Source organism: Ensifer sp. WSM1721, from assembly GCF_000513895.2.
GTDB lineage: Bacteria > Pseudomonadota > Alphaproteobacteria > Rhizobiales > Rhizobiaceae > Sinorhizobium.
On record NZ_CP165782.1, the window covers coordinates 2911070 to 2927869 of the forward strand.

At 61.5% G+C, this 16800-nt stretch carries 13 protein-coding genes; 7 read left to right on the forward strand and 6 right to left on the reverse strand.

What is annotated here, in order from left to right:
- Positions 1-93 precede the first annotated feature (93 nt).
- From M728_RS14175 to M728_RS14195, 5 genes are all read left to right on the forward strand, one after another.
- Positions 94-2106: a hypothetical protein gene (locus M728_RS14175; protein WP_026620643.1), complete on the forward strand. Its 2013-nt coding sequence runs from the start codon at positions 94-96 to the stop codon at positions 2104-2106.
- 20 nt (positions 2107-2126) lie between these two features.
- A complete protein-coding gene (locus M728_RS14180; protein WP_026620642.1) occupies positions 2127-4454 on the forward strand; it encodes a type I secretion system permease/ATPase in 2328 nt (775 codons plus the stop codon).
- 6 nt (positions 4455-4460) lie between these two features.
- Positions 4461-5798: an HlyD family type I secretion periplasmic adaptor subunit gene (locus M728_RS14185; protein ID WP_026620641.1), complete on the forward strand. Its 1338-nt coding sequence runs from the start codon at positions 4461-4463 to the stop codon at positions 5796-5798.
- Between the two features lie 52 nt (positions 5799-5850).
- On the forward strand, positions 5851-6345 hold the full coding sequence (locus M728_RS14190; RefSeq protein WP_026620640.1) for a hypothetical protein: 495 nt from the start codon (positions 5851-5853) through the stop codon (positions 6343-6345).
- Between the two features lie 327 nt (positions 6346-6672).
- Positions 6673-7911 carry a tetratricopeptide repeat protein gene (locus M728_RS14195; protein WP_026620639.1) on the forward strand — a complete coding sequence of 413 codons (1239 nt, stop codon included), beginning with the start codon at positions 6673-6675 and terminating at the stop codon, positions 7909-7911.
- A gap of 178 nt (positions 7912-8089) precedes the next feature.
- Here M728_RS14195 and M728_RS14200 read toward each other — a convergent pair whose 3' ends face one another.
- Positions 8090-9133, reverse strand: coding sequence for a class I SAM-dependent methyltransferase (locus M728_RS14200; protein WP_026620638.1), 1044 nt, complete (start codon positions 9131-9133; stop codon positions 8090-8092).
- A gap of 303 nt (positions 9134-9436) precedes the next feature.
- Between M728_RS14200 and M728_RS14205 the strand changes: the two genes are divergently transcribed.
- On the forward strand, positions 9437-11431 hold the full coding sequence (locus M728_RS14205; protein WP_026620637.1) for a bifunctional diguanylate cyclase/phosphodiesterase: 1995 nt from the start codon (positions 9437-9439) through the stop codon (positions 11429-11431).
- Between the two features lie 79 nt (positions 11432-11510).
- On the opposite strand, the gene M728_RS14210 is transcribed toward M728_RS14205, so the two are convergent.
- The gene (locus tag M728_RS14210; protein WP_026620636.1) at positions 11511-12347 is read right to left on the reverse strand and encodes an oxidoreductase; all 837 of its coding nucleotides are present in this window, start codon (positions 12345-12347) and stop codon (positions 11511-11513) included.
- Positions 12348-12462: 115 nt separating this feature from the next.
- Here M728_RS14210 and M728_RS14215 point away from each other — a divergent pair, with 115 nt between their 5' ends.
- Positions 12463-13395 carry a LysR family transcriptional regulator gene (locus tag M728_RS14215; protein WP_051440891.1) on the forward strand — a complete coding sequence of 311 codons (933 nt, stop codon included), beginning with the start codon at positions 12463-12465 and terminating at the stop codon, positions 13393-13395.
- A gap of 123 nt (positions 13396-13518) precedes the next feature.
- On the opposite strand, the gene M728_RS14220 is transcribed toward M728_RS14215, so the two are convergent.
- The 4 genes from M728_RS14220 to M728_RS14235 form a co-directional block, all read right to left on the reverse strand.
- The gene (locus tag M728_RS14220) at positions 13519-13815 is read right to left on the reverse strand and encodes a hypothetical protein (RefSeq protein ID WP_026620635.1); all 297 of its coding nucleotides are present in this window, start codon (positions 13813-13815) and stop codon (positions 13519-13521) included.
- 290 nt (positions 13816-14105) lie between these two features.
- Entirely contained in the window at positions 14106-14897 is a 792-nt protein-coding gene (locus M728_RS14225) for a hypothetical protein (RefSeq protein ID WP_026620634.1), read from the reverse strand.
- A gap of 108 nt (positions 14898-15005) precedes the next feature.
- The gene (locus M728_RS14230; protein ID WP_084044470.1) at positions 15006-16331 is read right to left on the reverse strand and encodes an alpha/beta hydrolase; all 1326 of its coding nucleotides are present in this window, start codon (positions 16329-16331) and stop codon (positions 15006-15008) included.
- 186 nt (positions 16332-16517) lie between these two features.
- Positions 16518-16799, reverse strand: coding sequence for a hypothetical protein (locus M728_RS14235; protein WP_084044468.1), 282 nt, complete (start codon positions 16797-16799; stop codon positions 16518-16520).
- Between the last annotated feature and the right edge of the window lies 1 nt (position 16800).

Consider the following 16800-nt stretch of genomic DNA (forward strand, 5'->3'; position numbering starts at 1 on the left):
CGATCCGCATTTTTCGGAATCGGGCATTGAAAGGGACTGCGCGGGTTCGCCCCGCGCAGTCCCACAGCACTGAAATAAAAAAGGGGGCTGACAATGACCCTGTATTTCGACAAGACGACCGAGGCGATCTCCCACTTCATCGGCCTCTTCGCAATCGCTCTTGAAGAAATTCGTCTGCGTGACGCCTACGAAGAATTCAAGGCCCTCCAGAAAGCGCAGGACGAGCCGCCGGAGCTCCCTTCCGTGCCGGTCACGGTGAAGGCACCCTATGAGCTCAAGGACTTCGACCCCCGTATTCCCTACCGACCAGCCGAGCCGGATCTGGTCGAGTTGAACCCGAGGCTGTATCCCGGCCTTCGCCCACCCGAAATACCGGTTTCGCGCGAGGCTGACGGCATCGACGCTCGCGAGCTCGATAGCCGGCACGGATGGGCCGCCTCATCATCAGCCGGCACGCCCGAATTTCACATCGATCCGCCCGGATCGACGGCCGTGTACGCTTCTCAACAGATATGGCTCTCAGACAATGATGCCGTCAGCCTTGGCGGTCATGGGTTGCGATTCGATCCTCAGCTCGACAACACCGCGCTCATGAACGGTCTCGTCGAAGCGGCACGGCAGATCTCTCCGATCGGCGCCGAAGAGATTCCCGGCTCTCCCGAAGAAATCGCCACCTTCGTCACCACTGTGGCGCGAGAGCTTGATGCCTTCTCTGCGGAAAGTGACGGAGAAGAAGATACCGTCGTGGTGAAATCCGATACGCTCGAAGGAAGCTTCGTCAACGGAGAGCTCGTAGAGGACGCACCGCGTCTCGAGGACTACCTGCCGCCACCGGAGGAAACGCCGGAGGACAAGCCGGCGACCTCCAATCACGCCAGCGGTAACTTCAAGGCAGGCGAGGGTCATGTCTCGATCGAGGCATCGGTCGAACTGGAAGCCGGCGGCAACACGCTGGTCAATTCCGTCCAGCTGACGAGCAACTGGCTACAGTCGCATGTGCTCGCCGTTGCCGGCGACCATGTCGAGCTCAATGCGATCGTGCAGATAAACGTCCTCTGCGACAACGATCTCTTGAGCCCCGCTCTCAATGGCTGGAACCTCGACCCGGGCAAGCCGACCGAGGCTTTCAACATCGCGATGTTCAAGCATCTCGATCCCGACCCCGGCAACGCAGAGCAGGCCGGACCCGGCGGCTTCCCCGCCGTTTGGGCCGTCACCGAGATCAAGGGCGACCTCTTGATCATGAACTGGTTCGAGCAGTTCACCTTCATGACCGATGAGGACACGGCCATCCTGGCGTCCGCTGGCGCGACGGCTTCGATCATCACCGGCAATAACACCGCGATCAACAATGTCTCGCTCGCGGAGCTCGGACATTACTACGATCTCATCTTCATCGGTGGAAATGTCTACGACGCCAACATCATTCAGCAGTTGAACATCCTGCTGGACAACGATCTTGTCGGCGCCGTCGAAGGTTTCGGCACCAGCGGCAAAGGTTCGGCCTCCACCGATGGAAACCTGCTCTGGAACGAAGCGGGCGTCGTTGAAGCCGGTGGCGCGACCTCCGTCAAGCCGATGCCGAAATCCTACCTCGACGCTTTCGGCGACCTCGCAAGCGGAAAAAAATCGCTCCCGGACGATGTGCTGCAGGATGGCGCCTTCGCCGGCATGAGCGGGCTGAGGGTGCTTTATATTTCAGGCGACCTGATCAACCTCAACTACGTCAAGCAAACCAACATTCTGGGCGATAGCGACGCGGTCGCGCTGGCGATGAGCAAGCTTGCGGCCCATCCGGAGGCAGACTGGACGATTTCGACAGGTTCGAACGCATTGGTCAACTACGCCGGCATCGTCGATGTCGACGCCGGCGGGACCATCTACACGGGCGGCCAGGCCTACTCGGACGAAATCCTGATCCAGGCCGAACTGATCAAAACCGAACCTTATCTCGGTGGTCAGGATCCCGATGCGCTCGTCAACGAAGCGGTGGCTTTTCTCGGTGAGGACATGATGGCCCCCGACCCGGGCCCGCAGCCGCCGGATCACGCACCGCCTGCAATCGATACGGCGAATGCCGACCCCATGCATAGCATGCTCGCCTGATGGGAGCGCGGGAGGAGATGATGACCGACCACCGCGATCCGCCCTGGGAGCAATTCGCAACCGACGGCGACGAGGCTGCGGACGAGGCGGAGTTCTCCCCGCAGACCCCGGCCGCGGATGCTGCCTGCCAGCAACTGCTCCGCAGAATCGACCGCACGGAAAATGTCTTGGATCACAGTGTCAAGGAGTTCGACAAGGTGGTTGATCAGCTTCGCGGCGCGGCGGCCGCAAGAATTCGCCAGGAAACAGATCGTGCAGATACGGCCGCACCGCCTGCGTCCGAACGGAGCGCGACGGCGATGGCGGAGGTCATGCAACAGACAAGGACGCCCGCGCTAAAGGCCGATAACGCGAACACCGCCGAAATCGTGCCCGGCCCGCGAGGCGGCAGTGCCGAGCAGCGTCTGCCCGTCCAGGAGGTCCGGCCCGAACCACGCTTCGAAAAGCCGAGCATCGAGCCAAGGTCCGAACTCAAGGATAAGTCCTCCATACCGGGGATGGTCGTGATCGACGGCGACCGTGGCCCGATCAAGGCTGAGCCTAGATCTCCCGACAAAGGCGGCTCCTCGGGCGGGGGAGGTGGCGGTGGCAATGGCGGAGGCGGAGGCGTTTTCCATAAGCGCCTCGGCCCGGTCGATTTTTCCGCCAGCCTTAAGGCAGGTCTGCGGGCGATCAAGCAGAACCTGATGGTGGTGATGCTGTTCACGCTCGCCACCAACGTGCTCGTGCTCGCAATACCGATCTATCTGTTTCAGATATCGGACCGGGTGCTTACCAGCCGCTCGATCGACACGCTGGTCATGCTCACCGTGCTGATCGTTGGTGCGGTGATTCTGCAGGCCGTTTTCGACGGAATTCGCCGCATGATCCTCATGCGGACGGCAGTCGAGGTTGCCGCCCAGTTGGGTGCGCCGATCCTCAGCGCGGCCGCCCGAGCCTCGCTGCACAGCAACGGGCGGGAATATCAGACGCTTGGAGACCTGCAGCAGCTTCGCTCCTTTCTGGTGTCGAGCACCCTGCTTTCCTTCCTCGATGCTCCGATCGCGCCGTTCTTCGTCCTGGCGGTCTTCCTGATCCACCCGCATCTCGGCTCGATCGTCATCGCCTCGGCCCTGCTCCTGCTCATCGTCACCTTGTTGAACCAGAAGGCGACGGCGGCCCCCTTTGGAGAGGCCAACACATTCCAGAGCAAGGCGAACCTCCACCTCGACTCGATGTCGCGCAATTCGCAGATCATCAATGCGCTGGCGATGATCCCGGAAGCTGTGCGCATCTGGGGCAAGGACATGGCGGGCTCGCTCAAGGCCCAAGTCACGGCGCAGGACCGCAACATAGCCCTTGCCTCGCTCTCAAAGGCCGTACGGCTGCTAACCCAGGTCATGATGCTCGGCTGGGGAGCTCATCTCGCGCTCGATGGCAAGCTAACGGGCGGGATGGTCATTGCCGCATCGATCGTCGCCGGCCGGGCGCTCGGCCCGATCGAGGGAGCGATCGAAGGCTGGCACCAGGTCATCCAGTCGCGCGCCGCCTATTCGCGCATCGCTTCGCTGCTTCAGAGCTCGCCGCTCAATTTCGAGCGACTGAAACTGCCCCGTCCCGAGGGACGTCTCGACGTCGAGCGGCTGCTTTTCGTCCCGCAGGGCACCAAGCGTGTCGTCCTCAACGGAGTGACCTTCTCGCTCAGCCCCGGCGACTCCCTTGCCGTCATCGGCAGTTCCGGCGCGGGCAAGACGACGCTCGGCAAGATGCTCGTCGGCTCCATCCTGCCCACTTCCGGCAATGTCCGGCTCGATCTCATGGACCTGCGGAACTGGGATCAGCGTCAGTTCGGCGAAAATATCGGCTACCTCCCGCAGGACGTTCAGCTCTTTCCGGGAACGATCAAGGCCAATATCGCTCGGATGCAGGAGGACGCCAGCGACGCCGACATCTATGCCGCCGCCAAGCTTGCCGACGTGCACGACATGATCGCCCTGCTGCCGCACGGATACGAGACCTTCGTCGCGGCCGACGGATCGCCGCTCTCCGGCGGGCAAAAGCAGCGCGTCGCGCTCGCCCGGGCTTTTTTCGGCAACCCGCGCATGGTGGTGCTCGACGAGCCCAATTCCAATCTCGACAGCGCCGGCGAGACCGCGCTGACGCGCGCGCTTGCCCATGCCAGGCAGCAGAAAATCACCGTCATTACCATTACCCAGCGGCCCGCCCTCCTCAACAGCGTTGACAAGGTCCTGCTCCTGGTGAACGGCACCGTGGCCCTTTTCGGCATGCGCCAGGACGTCCTGAAGGCCCTCTCCGCGCGCGGCATGAATCTCGAGGGCAATCCGCTCGACCACAATCAGCTTACGTAGGCGACCATGACAGACACAGTCAAAGTTTACGACCTCCAATGGTATGCAGAGGTTCCGCGGTCGATCTGGAGGCAGACCATCGCCGGGCTGGTGCTCATGGCCATCACGTTCGGGGGCTTCGGCCTGTGGGCATTCACGGCGCCGCTGGCAGCAGCCGTCATAGCGCAGGGAAGCTTCGTCGCCACCGGCCAGAACAAGATCATCCAACACCTTGAAGGAGGGATCATCGAGGACATCCTGGTGAGCGAAGGCGACCACGTAAACGCCGACCAGCCGCTCGTCCGGTTGGACGAGACGGCAGCGCTCGCCAATGAACGTCAGCTGTTTCTGCGGCGCGCCCGCCTTGAGGCGATCGTCGCCCGCCTCACGGCCCAGGTTCAGGGTCGCGACCAGATTGCCCTGCCGGACATTCTTGCCGCCCATCTCGATGATCCGGAGCTCGTCCCGATTATCGAGAGCCAGGAACTCAATTTTGAGGCCTGGAAAAGCAAGCTGGAGAGCGAAGTCGGGCTGTTCAGACAGAACATCGAGGGCTTTCGGTTCCGCGCCGAAGGCTACCAGCGCCAACTCGAAGCCGTTCGCCGGCAGCACGCCCTCCTCGAGGAGGAGCTGACCGGCAAGAAGTCTCTCCTCGAAAAGAACTTGATCCGCAGAACGGAGATCAAGTCGATCCAGCGGGCGATCGCCGACGCCGATGGCCAGATCGGGAGACTGATGGCTGAGATTTCGGAGACGGGCGCCCAGATCCTGAAGCAGGAGCAACAGGTCCGGCAAACTGAGGAAACCTATCGTGAGGGCGCGCTTGAAGAATTGCAGAAGGTGGAGGCCGAACTGGACACGGTCCGCGAGCAGTTGAGAGGTGCGGCGAGCGTGCTGCGTCGCGCGACGATAAACGCGCCGGTTAGCGGCACGGTCGTCCGGCTCTACTATCACACGCCCGGCGGCGTCATCGAAAGCGGCAAGCCCATTATGGAGATCCTGCCGTCGGACGTCCCTCTCATCATCGAGGCGCAGGTGCTGCGCACCGAGATCGACAGCGTCAAGATCGGCCAGAAGGCGACCGTCAGGCTTACGGCGCTGAACCAACGGACGACGCCGGTCCTAAACGGGGAGGTCTACTATGTTTCTGCCGACTCGTTGCCGGATCCCGCAAACAACGGGGCACAGGACATCTATCTCGCCAGGGTCAATCTGCCCGTAAGTGAACTCACGCGAATTCCAGGCTTCGCGCCAACTCCGGGAATGCCCGCCGAGATCCTCATCCAAACGGCCGAACGAACCTTCTTCGACTACCTGACGAAACCGATCCGGGACAGCATGGCGCGCGCCTTTATGGAACGATGAAGAAGCGAAGACCAGTCCTGGCGCTGCCCCTCAGGACCGCTTGGAGATCGCCATGGCGGCTACACACGATGTGCTTTTGCTCGTTGGTCGCCTGAACTATGTCTGGACCAATACGGAAAGCCTTCTGATCTATGTCATCGCCCACCTTCTGAAGGTGGAGAAGGAATCGGCGATCATCGTCTTCCTGACGCTGAACACCACGCGCGCGCGCATCGATTTGACCGAGCGTCTGGCGAAGCTCCCGACGACGCCCGCCGAGACTCGCGACGAGGTACTTGCGATCACGGAACGGCTCAAACTGCAAGCAAAGGTCAGAAATAAGTACAATCATTGCATCTACTCCTTCGATGAGCAGGGGGAGATTTCGAGCACGCAGATGATGCGGCTGGTCGAAGGCGAAAAGGACGTGCGCTACGGCAAGGTCGAGCAGGTCGATGCCCGCGAGCTGGAGCGCCTCGACAACGCAATCCGCGAGATTGCCGATATCAGCAAGCGTCTCTGGGCCTTCATTCGCTCGCGGCCCAACTTCGACGAGCGTTCGATCTAGGGCCGGATGGAACCGAGCACGTCGACAATCTTGGATCGATTTGGGCGGCGACGCGCTTCGGAGCGAAAGCTCCAAATAGGCCGTTTGAATCCAGTTCGTTCCGACGCGGAAGGCAAAGACGAGAGCGAGCCTATGCTGTTTCCGCTCGCATCCCGCGCCAAGACCTGCTAATATTCAATTATGGGGCGTATCAATTCAAGGCTCTTCGCGCGAGCGCGGCACATAATACATAAGAGCTATTGACGCTTTAGCCCCGACCTTATTTTTAGAAGCATTTAATCGCAATATTTTTTTGTTCTTACTGCGTACAGCCTCGGAGAGGCGAAAATGATAGTAGAAGTCATCGAATACACTAAAGATTTTGAAGCGATCCGTGACAACTGGAACGGAATATATCTCTCAGACCCCGAGTCTCATCCTTTCCTGTCCTGGGCCTGGCTGAAACAATACCTGCCGTGCAAAGAGCGATGGTTCATCCTCGCCTTGAGGCAGCAGCAGACCGGCGGGCACTACCAGGCTTTCCTGCCGCTTGAGGTGGCGACCTATCAGGATCAGGGAACAGGACTCTTCTGCGACGAGATCCTGATGATCGGCAACCACGGCATCGGTCATGGCGGTTTCCTCTGCGTGCCGGGCCTGGAAGACGATGCGGCGGATGCATTCGCCGGCTTCATCGCGACCGAAAACTGGACGAGCATCCGGTTCGATTGCTGCAGCCCCACTCCAGCCCGGCTGGAGCGGTTGCTCGGCGCCTTCCCCGACGGGCCGTTCGCCCGGGTGGAGAACGCCGATGAAGGGGAGAAGGTAAATCCTTTCGGGCGGCGCATCCACAGCGTCCTCGTCAGAACCAGGACGGGCCGAAACCTGCACGACATGCTGAACCGGCGCAGCATCGATATCGTGTTCGAACGCGCGGTGGCGCTACATACGCAAGGCAGAATCGATGAGGCGGAGGCCGGATATCGACAGGTGATCCGTACCATGCCTGGGCATGTTCAGGCGCGGCGTGGGCTCGCGCTGCTCTGCAGCGACAAGAGTGACCATGCGGAGGCGGAGCATCTTTATCGCGGTCTGCTGTCGATCGCGCCGGATGCCGATGACGTTCGGCATCGACTCGGAGACTCGCAAGTGGCGCAAGCCTGCTATTGCGAGGCGAGCAAGACCTTCGAAAGCCTCCTTACCCGCTACCCGCATCGCGGCCTCGTGCGATACAAGCTGGCCGTCGCACTTCTCGCTGCGGGGCGGAAAGACGCCGCCATAGCCGTGTTCTCGAGCTTCGAGGACATCTCCTCCGACGATCCGGATCATATTCGCTGCAAAGCGAGGGCGCGGGAGGTCTTGTGGCGCCTGACGGCGACTGCCAGGGGCGCGGAAGAAGAGGAACCGGACGATCGAGCGTTCCAGCGGCCGATCTCCTTCGTACCGACCGGAAGCTCTCCCTCAGCCCGCTTCCTGACGGTGACGTCGCTATTGCCGCTGGAGCCTTCGCTGCCCGGCGGCGCATGGGCGCGCCTGCATGCCGGACCTACCCTCTACGGCTGCAAAGGCTCACGGCTGAAGCATTGACGTCCATGTTTGGAATGGACGCTGCGCTTGCGGCCGCGGCAGGCATACGGAAACCGCCGCGGCGAACCTACAGCGCCGCGTCCTGTCAGACGCGCAACGGTCGCTGTAGCACTATAAGAGTGCTGCATGTCGTTATCCTAGAATCGGATACGATTTAAGGAAACATGCAGCTCACCGTTTACGCGCGCTTCTGGATAATGCCGTAGACGATGTTTCGGTTGGCGCCGAACACCAACTGCGCATCGACCGCGTTACGGTCGACGCTCGCATTGATAATTCTCCACATGTCCGCCTCCGAACGCAGCAACAAGGCCCAGTTCATAAACGTTTCCATGTAGCCATCGTCGCTGATGTCCTGCGCGAAATTGGCAAAGAGGAAGACCCCATTGGGCTTCAGCATTTGCAGGCATCTCTTCGTGAGCTTCACCGCCACCTTGTCGGCAAGATAGTCGTAAAGTCCGGCGGCGTAGATGAAATCGAATTGACCCAGATTGTAGCCCTTGCCAAGAAGACCGCGGACGGAACCGTCGATCGCCTCGACGCAGGTTCCCCGGAAGTCGCGCGCGATCAAGCCGACGCTCAAAGGATCCTGATCGAGCGCAATCCAGCGTTTTATCCGCTGCTCCTTGAGCGCGACGGAGCTGTCGGCCTCGCGCAGATGTCCGGCCGCGATCGTCAGGATTTCCGTTTCAGGGCCCCGTTCGGCCGCAATTGTATCAACATACCGCGTCAGGAGATCGCGACGCTCCCTGACTGCGACCGACGACGGCGCGTCCTTGGTGTAATCATAAAGTGCGCGCCCCAGTGGAGACGCGTTTGCGATTTCCTTGGAGACGCTGGGATGACCATAGATGAAGTCGATCAGCTGCGCGTCGCCGGAATAGCCGCGCGGTTTCTCGAAAGACCAGCGCGTGAACGGATCCTGATGAAAGAAATGAGACAGCGGGTGGTTCTGTACAATCGGGATCAGCGCTTGCCAGACGCTTGCGTCAAACCGGCGCCGCATCTCGTGAAGCGCCCCGATGAGATGATGGATGATCGCAGCCGGCTCCCGGCCCTGCTCGACCTGTTGCTGAGCGATCATGAGCGCAAGAGCGAGTTCGGCTCTGCCCGTCGCCAACTGGTCGTCGTGGCGATCGGTCTTAGGCGATGAAAGCTCGGTTGAGATGGCAATGGGGGTGATAAGGCTTTCGCCGTCGAAAACAATCTGATTTTGGGTCACGCGAGACTCATCTGTTAATAGATCATTAACAATATGCGCAGGAGGACGTTGCGTGCCAATCCTCCCTCCAAGTTTTCAAATAATATGGTTAACAGCCGTTCGACTGACCTATTTCGCTACACCAGGACGCGCGTAATTGATCTTTTGCAATTCAGCAAAACTTAATCGACATGTACTAATGTGCCGAATAATGCTGCATGTCCTCAGTAGTTGCCCGCCCAAGAGGCAGTTACGGGACGTTTCATTACGCTTGTGGAAGAGACAACTCGGGCTCTACAAGAAGACGCAAAAATGGATCGGTGCATGAGGCACACGTTGGCCGACGTAGTTGAGATTGACCTCCACAGCGAGCCGCCGAGACCGGCTTCGGACGAGCTGCGCGCGCGCTACCAGGAAGAAGGCGCGGCCGCACGAAAGCTGGCGACGCGGCACGGCTTCTGGACTGCAGTCGCAGTGTATCTGCTGTTTTCGATAACCGACGTTCTGTTGGTTCCGGACGTTGCGCATTTGACGATCGCGGCACGCTTCGCGATCGGCTTCGTCGCGCTCATCGTGCTCGAAATGCAAGCTCGTCTCGACGCGAGCGCAAATGCAATCGACCGCACCGCTGCTTCAGCACTCGTCGTGGCCTATGCGGGCTGGCTTTACCCGGCGATGATGACTGCGGACGTGCAAAGCATCTCCTACTACATGGTCTTCGGCGCAATCTTCATGATGAGCGTCAACCTGTTCTTCAGCTTTCAATTTCGCCTTTCCCTTTTCGCATCCGTCGCCATTCTCCTGATTTTCTTTGCCGCGGTACTGTCTTTTTCTCCCGCGGAGACCTCCTATCGGCTCGCCTTCGGCACCTTTAATGTCTCATGCTTCGTCTTCACCTCCTATGTGAACTGGAAACTCAACAGGGAGCGCTACAAGGTCTTTCTCAATGCCTTCGAAGCGCGGATCCAGCAGAATGAGGCGTCCGAACGCGGCAAGGCCCTGCTGCGTCTCTCCAACACCGATTCTCTGACGGGCCTTGATAACCGCCGCGCGGTCGACCAAAAGCTCAGAGATTACTGGAGCGACTGGCAGAAACGGGGCGACAGCTTCGCGGCCATCCTCATCGACGTCGATTTCTTCAAGCGATATAACGATTTTTACGGCCATCAGGAGGGCGACCGCTGTCTCGTGCTCGTCGCCAATGCCCTCAAGGAGTCGATCGGGCCGTACAACGCCTCCATCGGACGCTACGGCGGCGAGGAGTTCATCGTGCTCGCCCGCCTGAGGACGCGGGAGGAGGCGGCGGACCTCGCCGAGACTATTCGATGCGGCGTCGAAACGCTTGCCCTGCCGCACGAGCAGCGACGGGACGGCATGTCTATCGTCACCGTGAGCGTCGGCGCCGCCTTCACGAGGAGCCAGACCGGATCGAAGCTCGAGAGGCTCATCCACGAGGCGGACCGCGCGCTTTACGGGGCAAAGGCAAGCGGCCGAAACTGCACCCGGCTGTTCGACCCGAACGATCCTCAGAGCAGCGACGAGAGCGAGCATATCGCGGCCCTGTTGAAGATCGCGATCGACCAGAAGCTCGTTTCGCTCGTCTACCAGCCCATACGAAACGTCGCGTCAGGCCGCGTCGACGCCGTCGAGGCGCTGATGCGGCTGAAAATGCTGGACGGCACCGCCGTGCCTCCAAGCCTGTTCATCCCCATTGCCGAGAGGACCGGCGCCATCCTGGATCTCGGCCGCTGGGCCATGCGGACGGTTTGCCAGGAACTGCTGGTGAACGATCATGTCCCGGTCGTGAGCGTCAACGTCTCGCCCATTCAACTGAGATCGCCCGGCTTCGCCGCTTCCGTTGCAGCCATCCTCGGGGAAACCGGCGTGGCGGGCGGCAGGCTGGCGCTGGAGATCACCGAAGGCCTCGACATGGAGATGCATTCGGATATCCTGCGCTGTATCAGCGACCTCAAGACGCTCGGCATCCGTATCTGGCTCGACGATTTCGGTACCGGCTTCGCCGGCCTGTCATGGCTGCGTTTGATCGATTTCGACACGGTGAAGATCGACCGGTCGTTCCTGCATGATTGCGACGCTCCGAGAGGCAAGGCCATGCTCAAGGACATCATCGGTCTCGTGCGCAATCGCGGCCCGAAAATCCTGGTCGAAGGCGTGGAGACCGAGGAACAATTGGCGCTGATGCGGCAATTCCGGATCGACCAGGTCCAGGGCTTCCATGTCGGCCGCCCCGCGCCGGCGCGAAATTTCCGACCGGCCGCACCCGCCGGCACCCGTCCGGGACGCGTGGAGCCAGCCTGAACGGAGCCAAGAAATGCCCCGAGCGGAAAGCCAGCGGGGCGCCATCCGAATTGAAACGGCGCCCCGGCTTGTGATCCGATCAGGCGGCGGCGGCGAAATCGGTCGAAGCGGAGACCGAGCGCCACTCAGCGAGAAGCTCGGCATCGGCGGCGTGCTTGGCCTCGATCGCCGCGACCGTGTCGCTTCCGAGCGGAAGCCGGACCGGCGGATTCGGCGCATCGACGAAGGCGACCACCACCTCGGCCAGCTTGTCCGGGTCGCCCGGCTGGTTATGGCTGATCTCAGCCGCCTTCGTGCGCACCGCGCCGGCCGTCTCGGCATAGTCAACGATCTGCGTCGGGCTCACCGAAAGCGAGGTCGAGTCGAGGAAGTCGGTCCGGAAATAGCCCGGTTCAATCGCCGTCGCATGGATGCCGAGCGGGCGCAGCTCATCCGCAAGGGCCTCGGTCAGACCTTCGACGGCGAACTTCGTCGAGCAATAGACGCCGAATCCCGCAACGCTCCGGTAACCTCCGACCGATGAGAAGTTGAGGATGTGCCCGGACCGCTGTCGACGCATGTGCGGCAGCACCGCGCGGGTAACGGCGAGAAGACCGAAGACATTCGTCCGATAGAGCGCTTCGATCTCTGCGCCGCTTGCTTCCTCGACCGCCCCGAGCAGCCCGTAACCGGCATTGTTGACGAGCACGTCGATGCGGCCGAAACGGGTAACGGCCTGCCTGACCGCCGCATGCGCCTGCGCCTCGTCGGTGACGTCGAGGCGCACGGCCAAGAGATTGGGCCGCTCGCCGAAACGCTCAAGGATGGCCTTGGGGTTGCGTGCGGTCGCAACGACCTGGTCGCCCTTGGCGAGTGCCTTCTCCACAATCAGGGCGCCGAAGCCGCGGGACGCCCCAGTGATGAACCAAGTGTGCATGTGAGTCTCCTTTGTCGGTCCGCCCATTTCATCGGCGGACGAGGAGGTTGTACGCCGATGGAACCATTGAGATAATCGGGTAGATTTTGTTTGGGTTAGTGAATACTGCTCAATAATGCGCAACATATCCCCGTCGGACCTGATGCCGTTTCTGGCGCTTGCGCGGCACCTGAGCTTCCGCCGCGCCGCCGACGAGATCGGCTGTACCCCCTCGGCCCTCAGTCACGCCCTTAAGGCGCTCGAGGAAAAGCTGGACCTGCGCCTCTTCAATCGCACGACTCGAAGCGTTGCCCTGACAGAAGCCGGCGAGCGCCTGCTCGCCCGTGTCGCCCCGGCGTTTCGCGACATCGACGACGCACTCGATGACCTCAACAATCTGCGCGGCGCACCGGTCGGCCGATTGCGACTCAATGCGGCACGCGTATCGGCAAAAATGGTGCTGCTGCCCGTCGTCGCACGATTTCTCGAGGCCTATCCGCGGATCAGCATCGAGATCGTCGTCGAAGACGACCTTGTCGATGTCGTCTCCAAGGGCTTCGACGCCGGCATACGCTTCGGCGAAGTGATCGCTCAGGACATGATCGCCGTCCCGATTGGATCGCGGCAGCGCTCGGCGATCGTCGCAGCGCCGTCGGTTTTCGAGCGCTACCCGAGGCCGAGAGCTCCCGACGAGCTCAAGGACCTGCCCTGCATCGGACTGCGTTTCGAGAGCGGTCGGCTCTATGAATGGGAATTCGAGCGCGGCGGCATTGCGTTGAGCGTCGAAGTGAACGGTCCGCTCGTCGTCGGCGACCAGGATCTCATGGTCGAAGCCGCCCTACTCGGCGCCGGCATTGCCTATGCTTTCGAGGATCAGATCGAAAAGCACATAGCCGAAAATCGGCTCGTAAGGGTACTCGAAGACTGGTGCCCGTATTATGGCGGTTTCCATCTCTATTACCCCAGCCGGAGGCAGATGCCCGCCGCGTTGCGCGCCTTCGTCGATTTTCTGAAGGCGGCGAACCTGCGGCCGCGGCGCGAATCCGGGGACCGACTTGGTTCGCCCTGAGGAGCGGCATCGTTTATGATGGCGTGCTGCACGTCTGATCGGAAGGTCTACCGTGGCACTTCAAAGCCAGATCGGAACAAAGGCCCGGGGGGCCCCGGCGCCGGCGGACCGCGCGCCGTTTCCTCATCCAGCTATCGCCGATGATGCCTGCCACTTAATCGGCGCGCATGACGCGGATTGCGGGAGCCTGTCCGGCGTTTCCGCGTCTTTCCTCCTGCCGACCGTTTCTCGTTCGCAGAATGCCGGTGATGCCCCGTCGGAAACCCGTTTCGGCTCCGGGCTCGGCTGCTTGCCTGTAAAGCCACCACCCCTGATCAGGAGCACGCTGAAGAGCGACGCGATCATCAGCGCAATGACGATCAGAAGCAGCCTGTTCATGATCGCCGTATGGATGATGCGGAATAGGCTGGGCTTGGTCATTTTTGGGTACCACGGAGAGCTTTCGTCCTCGCCGGGCCGACTGCTGCCGCTCACCGAGAGCAGCATACACCCAAATGATATGTTTGACGCGGATCGAAGCGGTCCATGCCGAAGCGGCAAGGACCCAACCCCGATAGTGGCGGCTCCATGAATTGCTCTTCGCGAATTTTGCGTAATCCGGCCACGACGTCTCCGGTAAGAAAGCATCGCCTCCCGACCGGCCTGCGTTCCACTTCGACTTTGAACGCGGGCGCGGCTAATTAGGAACGAAGGCTCGACGGCGCCGGCCCTTAAAACCGCACCACCAGACCCAGGATCGGCCCCTGCTGCACGACGTCGAACACGAAACCGTCGTCGCTGTAGTCCACCCCGAGGGCGCGGTAGCCGGCGACAGCCGAGACCGTATCGCTGAACCGGTAGCCGACCGCCGCGGCGACATCCCAGTCGAGGTCGGCACCACCGGCACCGACAAGGCCCCAGCCCGTCAGGTAGATTTCCGGCGTGATCGAGTAGGTGCCGCGGAAACCGGCCAACCCGTCCACCCAGGTCGCGTCATCCGTTCTGGAACGCCCGTCGAGAATGCCGCCGCGGAAGGAGAGCTCGCTTTCGACCGACCACAGGCGCAGGCCACCGACGATATCGAGCCGCGCGGAACTGTCCTCGAAGACCGCGTAACCGGCGCCGAGCAGACTGGCGAAGGTCTCGGAGGTCAGTTCGACATCGGTTGCAAGAATGCCCCTCGGTGTGCCGGCCTGACCGGAAATCTTGGTATACATGACATCGCCGAAAATGCTGTAGGGGCCATAGCGAGCTTCGCCGATCGCCATCGCCCCGAAATCGAGATGGTCGAAGATGTCGCTGAAGCTAGCGTCGACATGGGCTTCCGGCAGCCCGAACTGCGCAACGTCGCCCGACAGTCCCGCCGCCCAGAAGTAAGGCGCGAACGAGAAGGTCCAACCGCTCTCGGTCGTCGTCTCTTGAAGCTCCGGCGTCAACGGTGAACGGATATCCGCGGCCATGGCGCCGCCGGCGGCAAGAAGGCTTCCGACGAATGTCAGAGCTCGAATGAGGCGAGACGTCATCTTTTCCCCCGATAGATCTGTTGCACCGTCAGTGACTCACTTTGACTTCATCATGACCGAGTGCCCTCGTTTGACCAGACACTTTTTGACACGCATGGTTAGAAGCAATTACCGAGTGCAACTTGCGGCCTTGACCTCATTTCTGCCGTTGCACGCGGCGTCGGTTGTGGTTCCCGCTGCCTGACCCGCAGGCCCGACAAGCGCCTCGACATGGTGGGCGTAGTTTTGCCTGGTATTCTGGTCGACGATTGCCGCCGGAGCGGCAACGACCAGACCCGCTGTGGTCCCGACCGCATGCGCGGCGCCGGCGGTCGCCGCCACGATGTGATCGCCAAGCCCCAGACGGCTGTCGGTCAAAGTCTGACCGGCCGACAGGCGTGTACCGATCAGTTGGACGATCTCGGGCGATTCCGCGAATTTGCTGTGGTGCAGCCTGTCGCCCGCCTGGATCTTGGTGAGGTCGATGACCGTGATGTTGTTCGCCGCCAGTTCTTCCCTATAGGGAGACTGCTCCGGATCGATCGCGCCGAGCCGCGAGACATTGCCCCAGACGCGTCGCGACACCGCCAGCGCGCGATCGTCGCGCGAGACGAAAAGCGTGAAGCGCGGGCGTTGCTTTCCCATGTCGGCGATCTGCGACCGAAAGACGTCCACATCGACATCGGGCGCCGCCAGCATGACATTCTTGAACTTGGCCGGCAGCCCGTCGTTGCGGATGGCCATCTGGCGCAAGGATTCGAGCGCCAGCCAGTTGCCCATCGAATGCGCGAGGATCGAAACCTCCTTCACCTCCGGGTCGCGCGCCAGATACTGGAACAGCCTTTCGACCGCATTGCGCGTATAGTTCGTGCTCTCCCGATCATAGCCATAGGCAAGCAGGCTGCCGCGCGACGGCCATGTCGCCAGTACCGGGGTGCTGTGCGCGCCCGAGTCGTGGACAATCTGGGCGAAGCGGAAGACGGCATCCTCGAAATGATTGTTGAAGCCGTGGATGAAGACGAGGACGCTGCGGTCCGGGCTCTTGCGCACGGCATTGCTCAGCCACCGCTCGGCCGCAGCCCGATCGACCTGCTCAGCCTTGACCGTTGCGAAATCCGTTGACGGATTGGGCGGAAGCCTGCGCGGCCAGGCGACTTCGCCGGCCTTTCTCACACCTGTAGGTGGGACCGATACGGTGATGTCGGCGAAGGCGGGCTCCAGCGCACGCTCGCCGCTGAACATCTCGCCGGGATTTTCCGATCGATCCCGCGTGGTCGCAACCAGCATCTCGACCTGGCTGGCGGCCGGTGAGGCCGCTACCGGTTGAAGCACGCCCGTCGGGCGGCTGGCGCAAGCTGCCAACAGGGACGTGACGAGAACAACGACCGCCAGCGCGCCAAAACCGCGTCCCGCAGGATGACCGAAGGAGGGGTGGACGGTGGACCTGTGCTTCATAGGCGCACAAGTCCGTTCTTGTTAGACGCGCAAGCTGAAAGCTGCCCAAGTGTCATCTTGATATCCCGGGTTGGCGGTGGCGGTCGCCGTAATTTACGACTATCACGTGTATCTTCAGCGGACCAGACCTTTGGCGCAGCAAATGGCGGCGACGCCCGACGAGCGAATGGCGGCAGGAGGCATCGACTAAGGGCATCGATACCCGACGACGTTTCCGGAAGCATCCTGGACGGGTACGCATGCCGGCGCATAGTAGGTCGCCGCTGCAGCGCCCGCGTAGACGGCGCGCCGTGTCGTGCGGCGCGCGACACCGGCGTAGCTGACGGGCGTCAATGGCCTTCCGATCCTTGCCTCCGCCTTCGATATCAATCCGCTTGGTGCCCCAGCGGGAATCGTCCCGTCCCAGACGAGCGCGAATACGCCGGCAGCAGTTGCGAACACGAGCGTTGCCGTTTTGCGGATATCCATT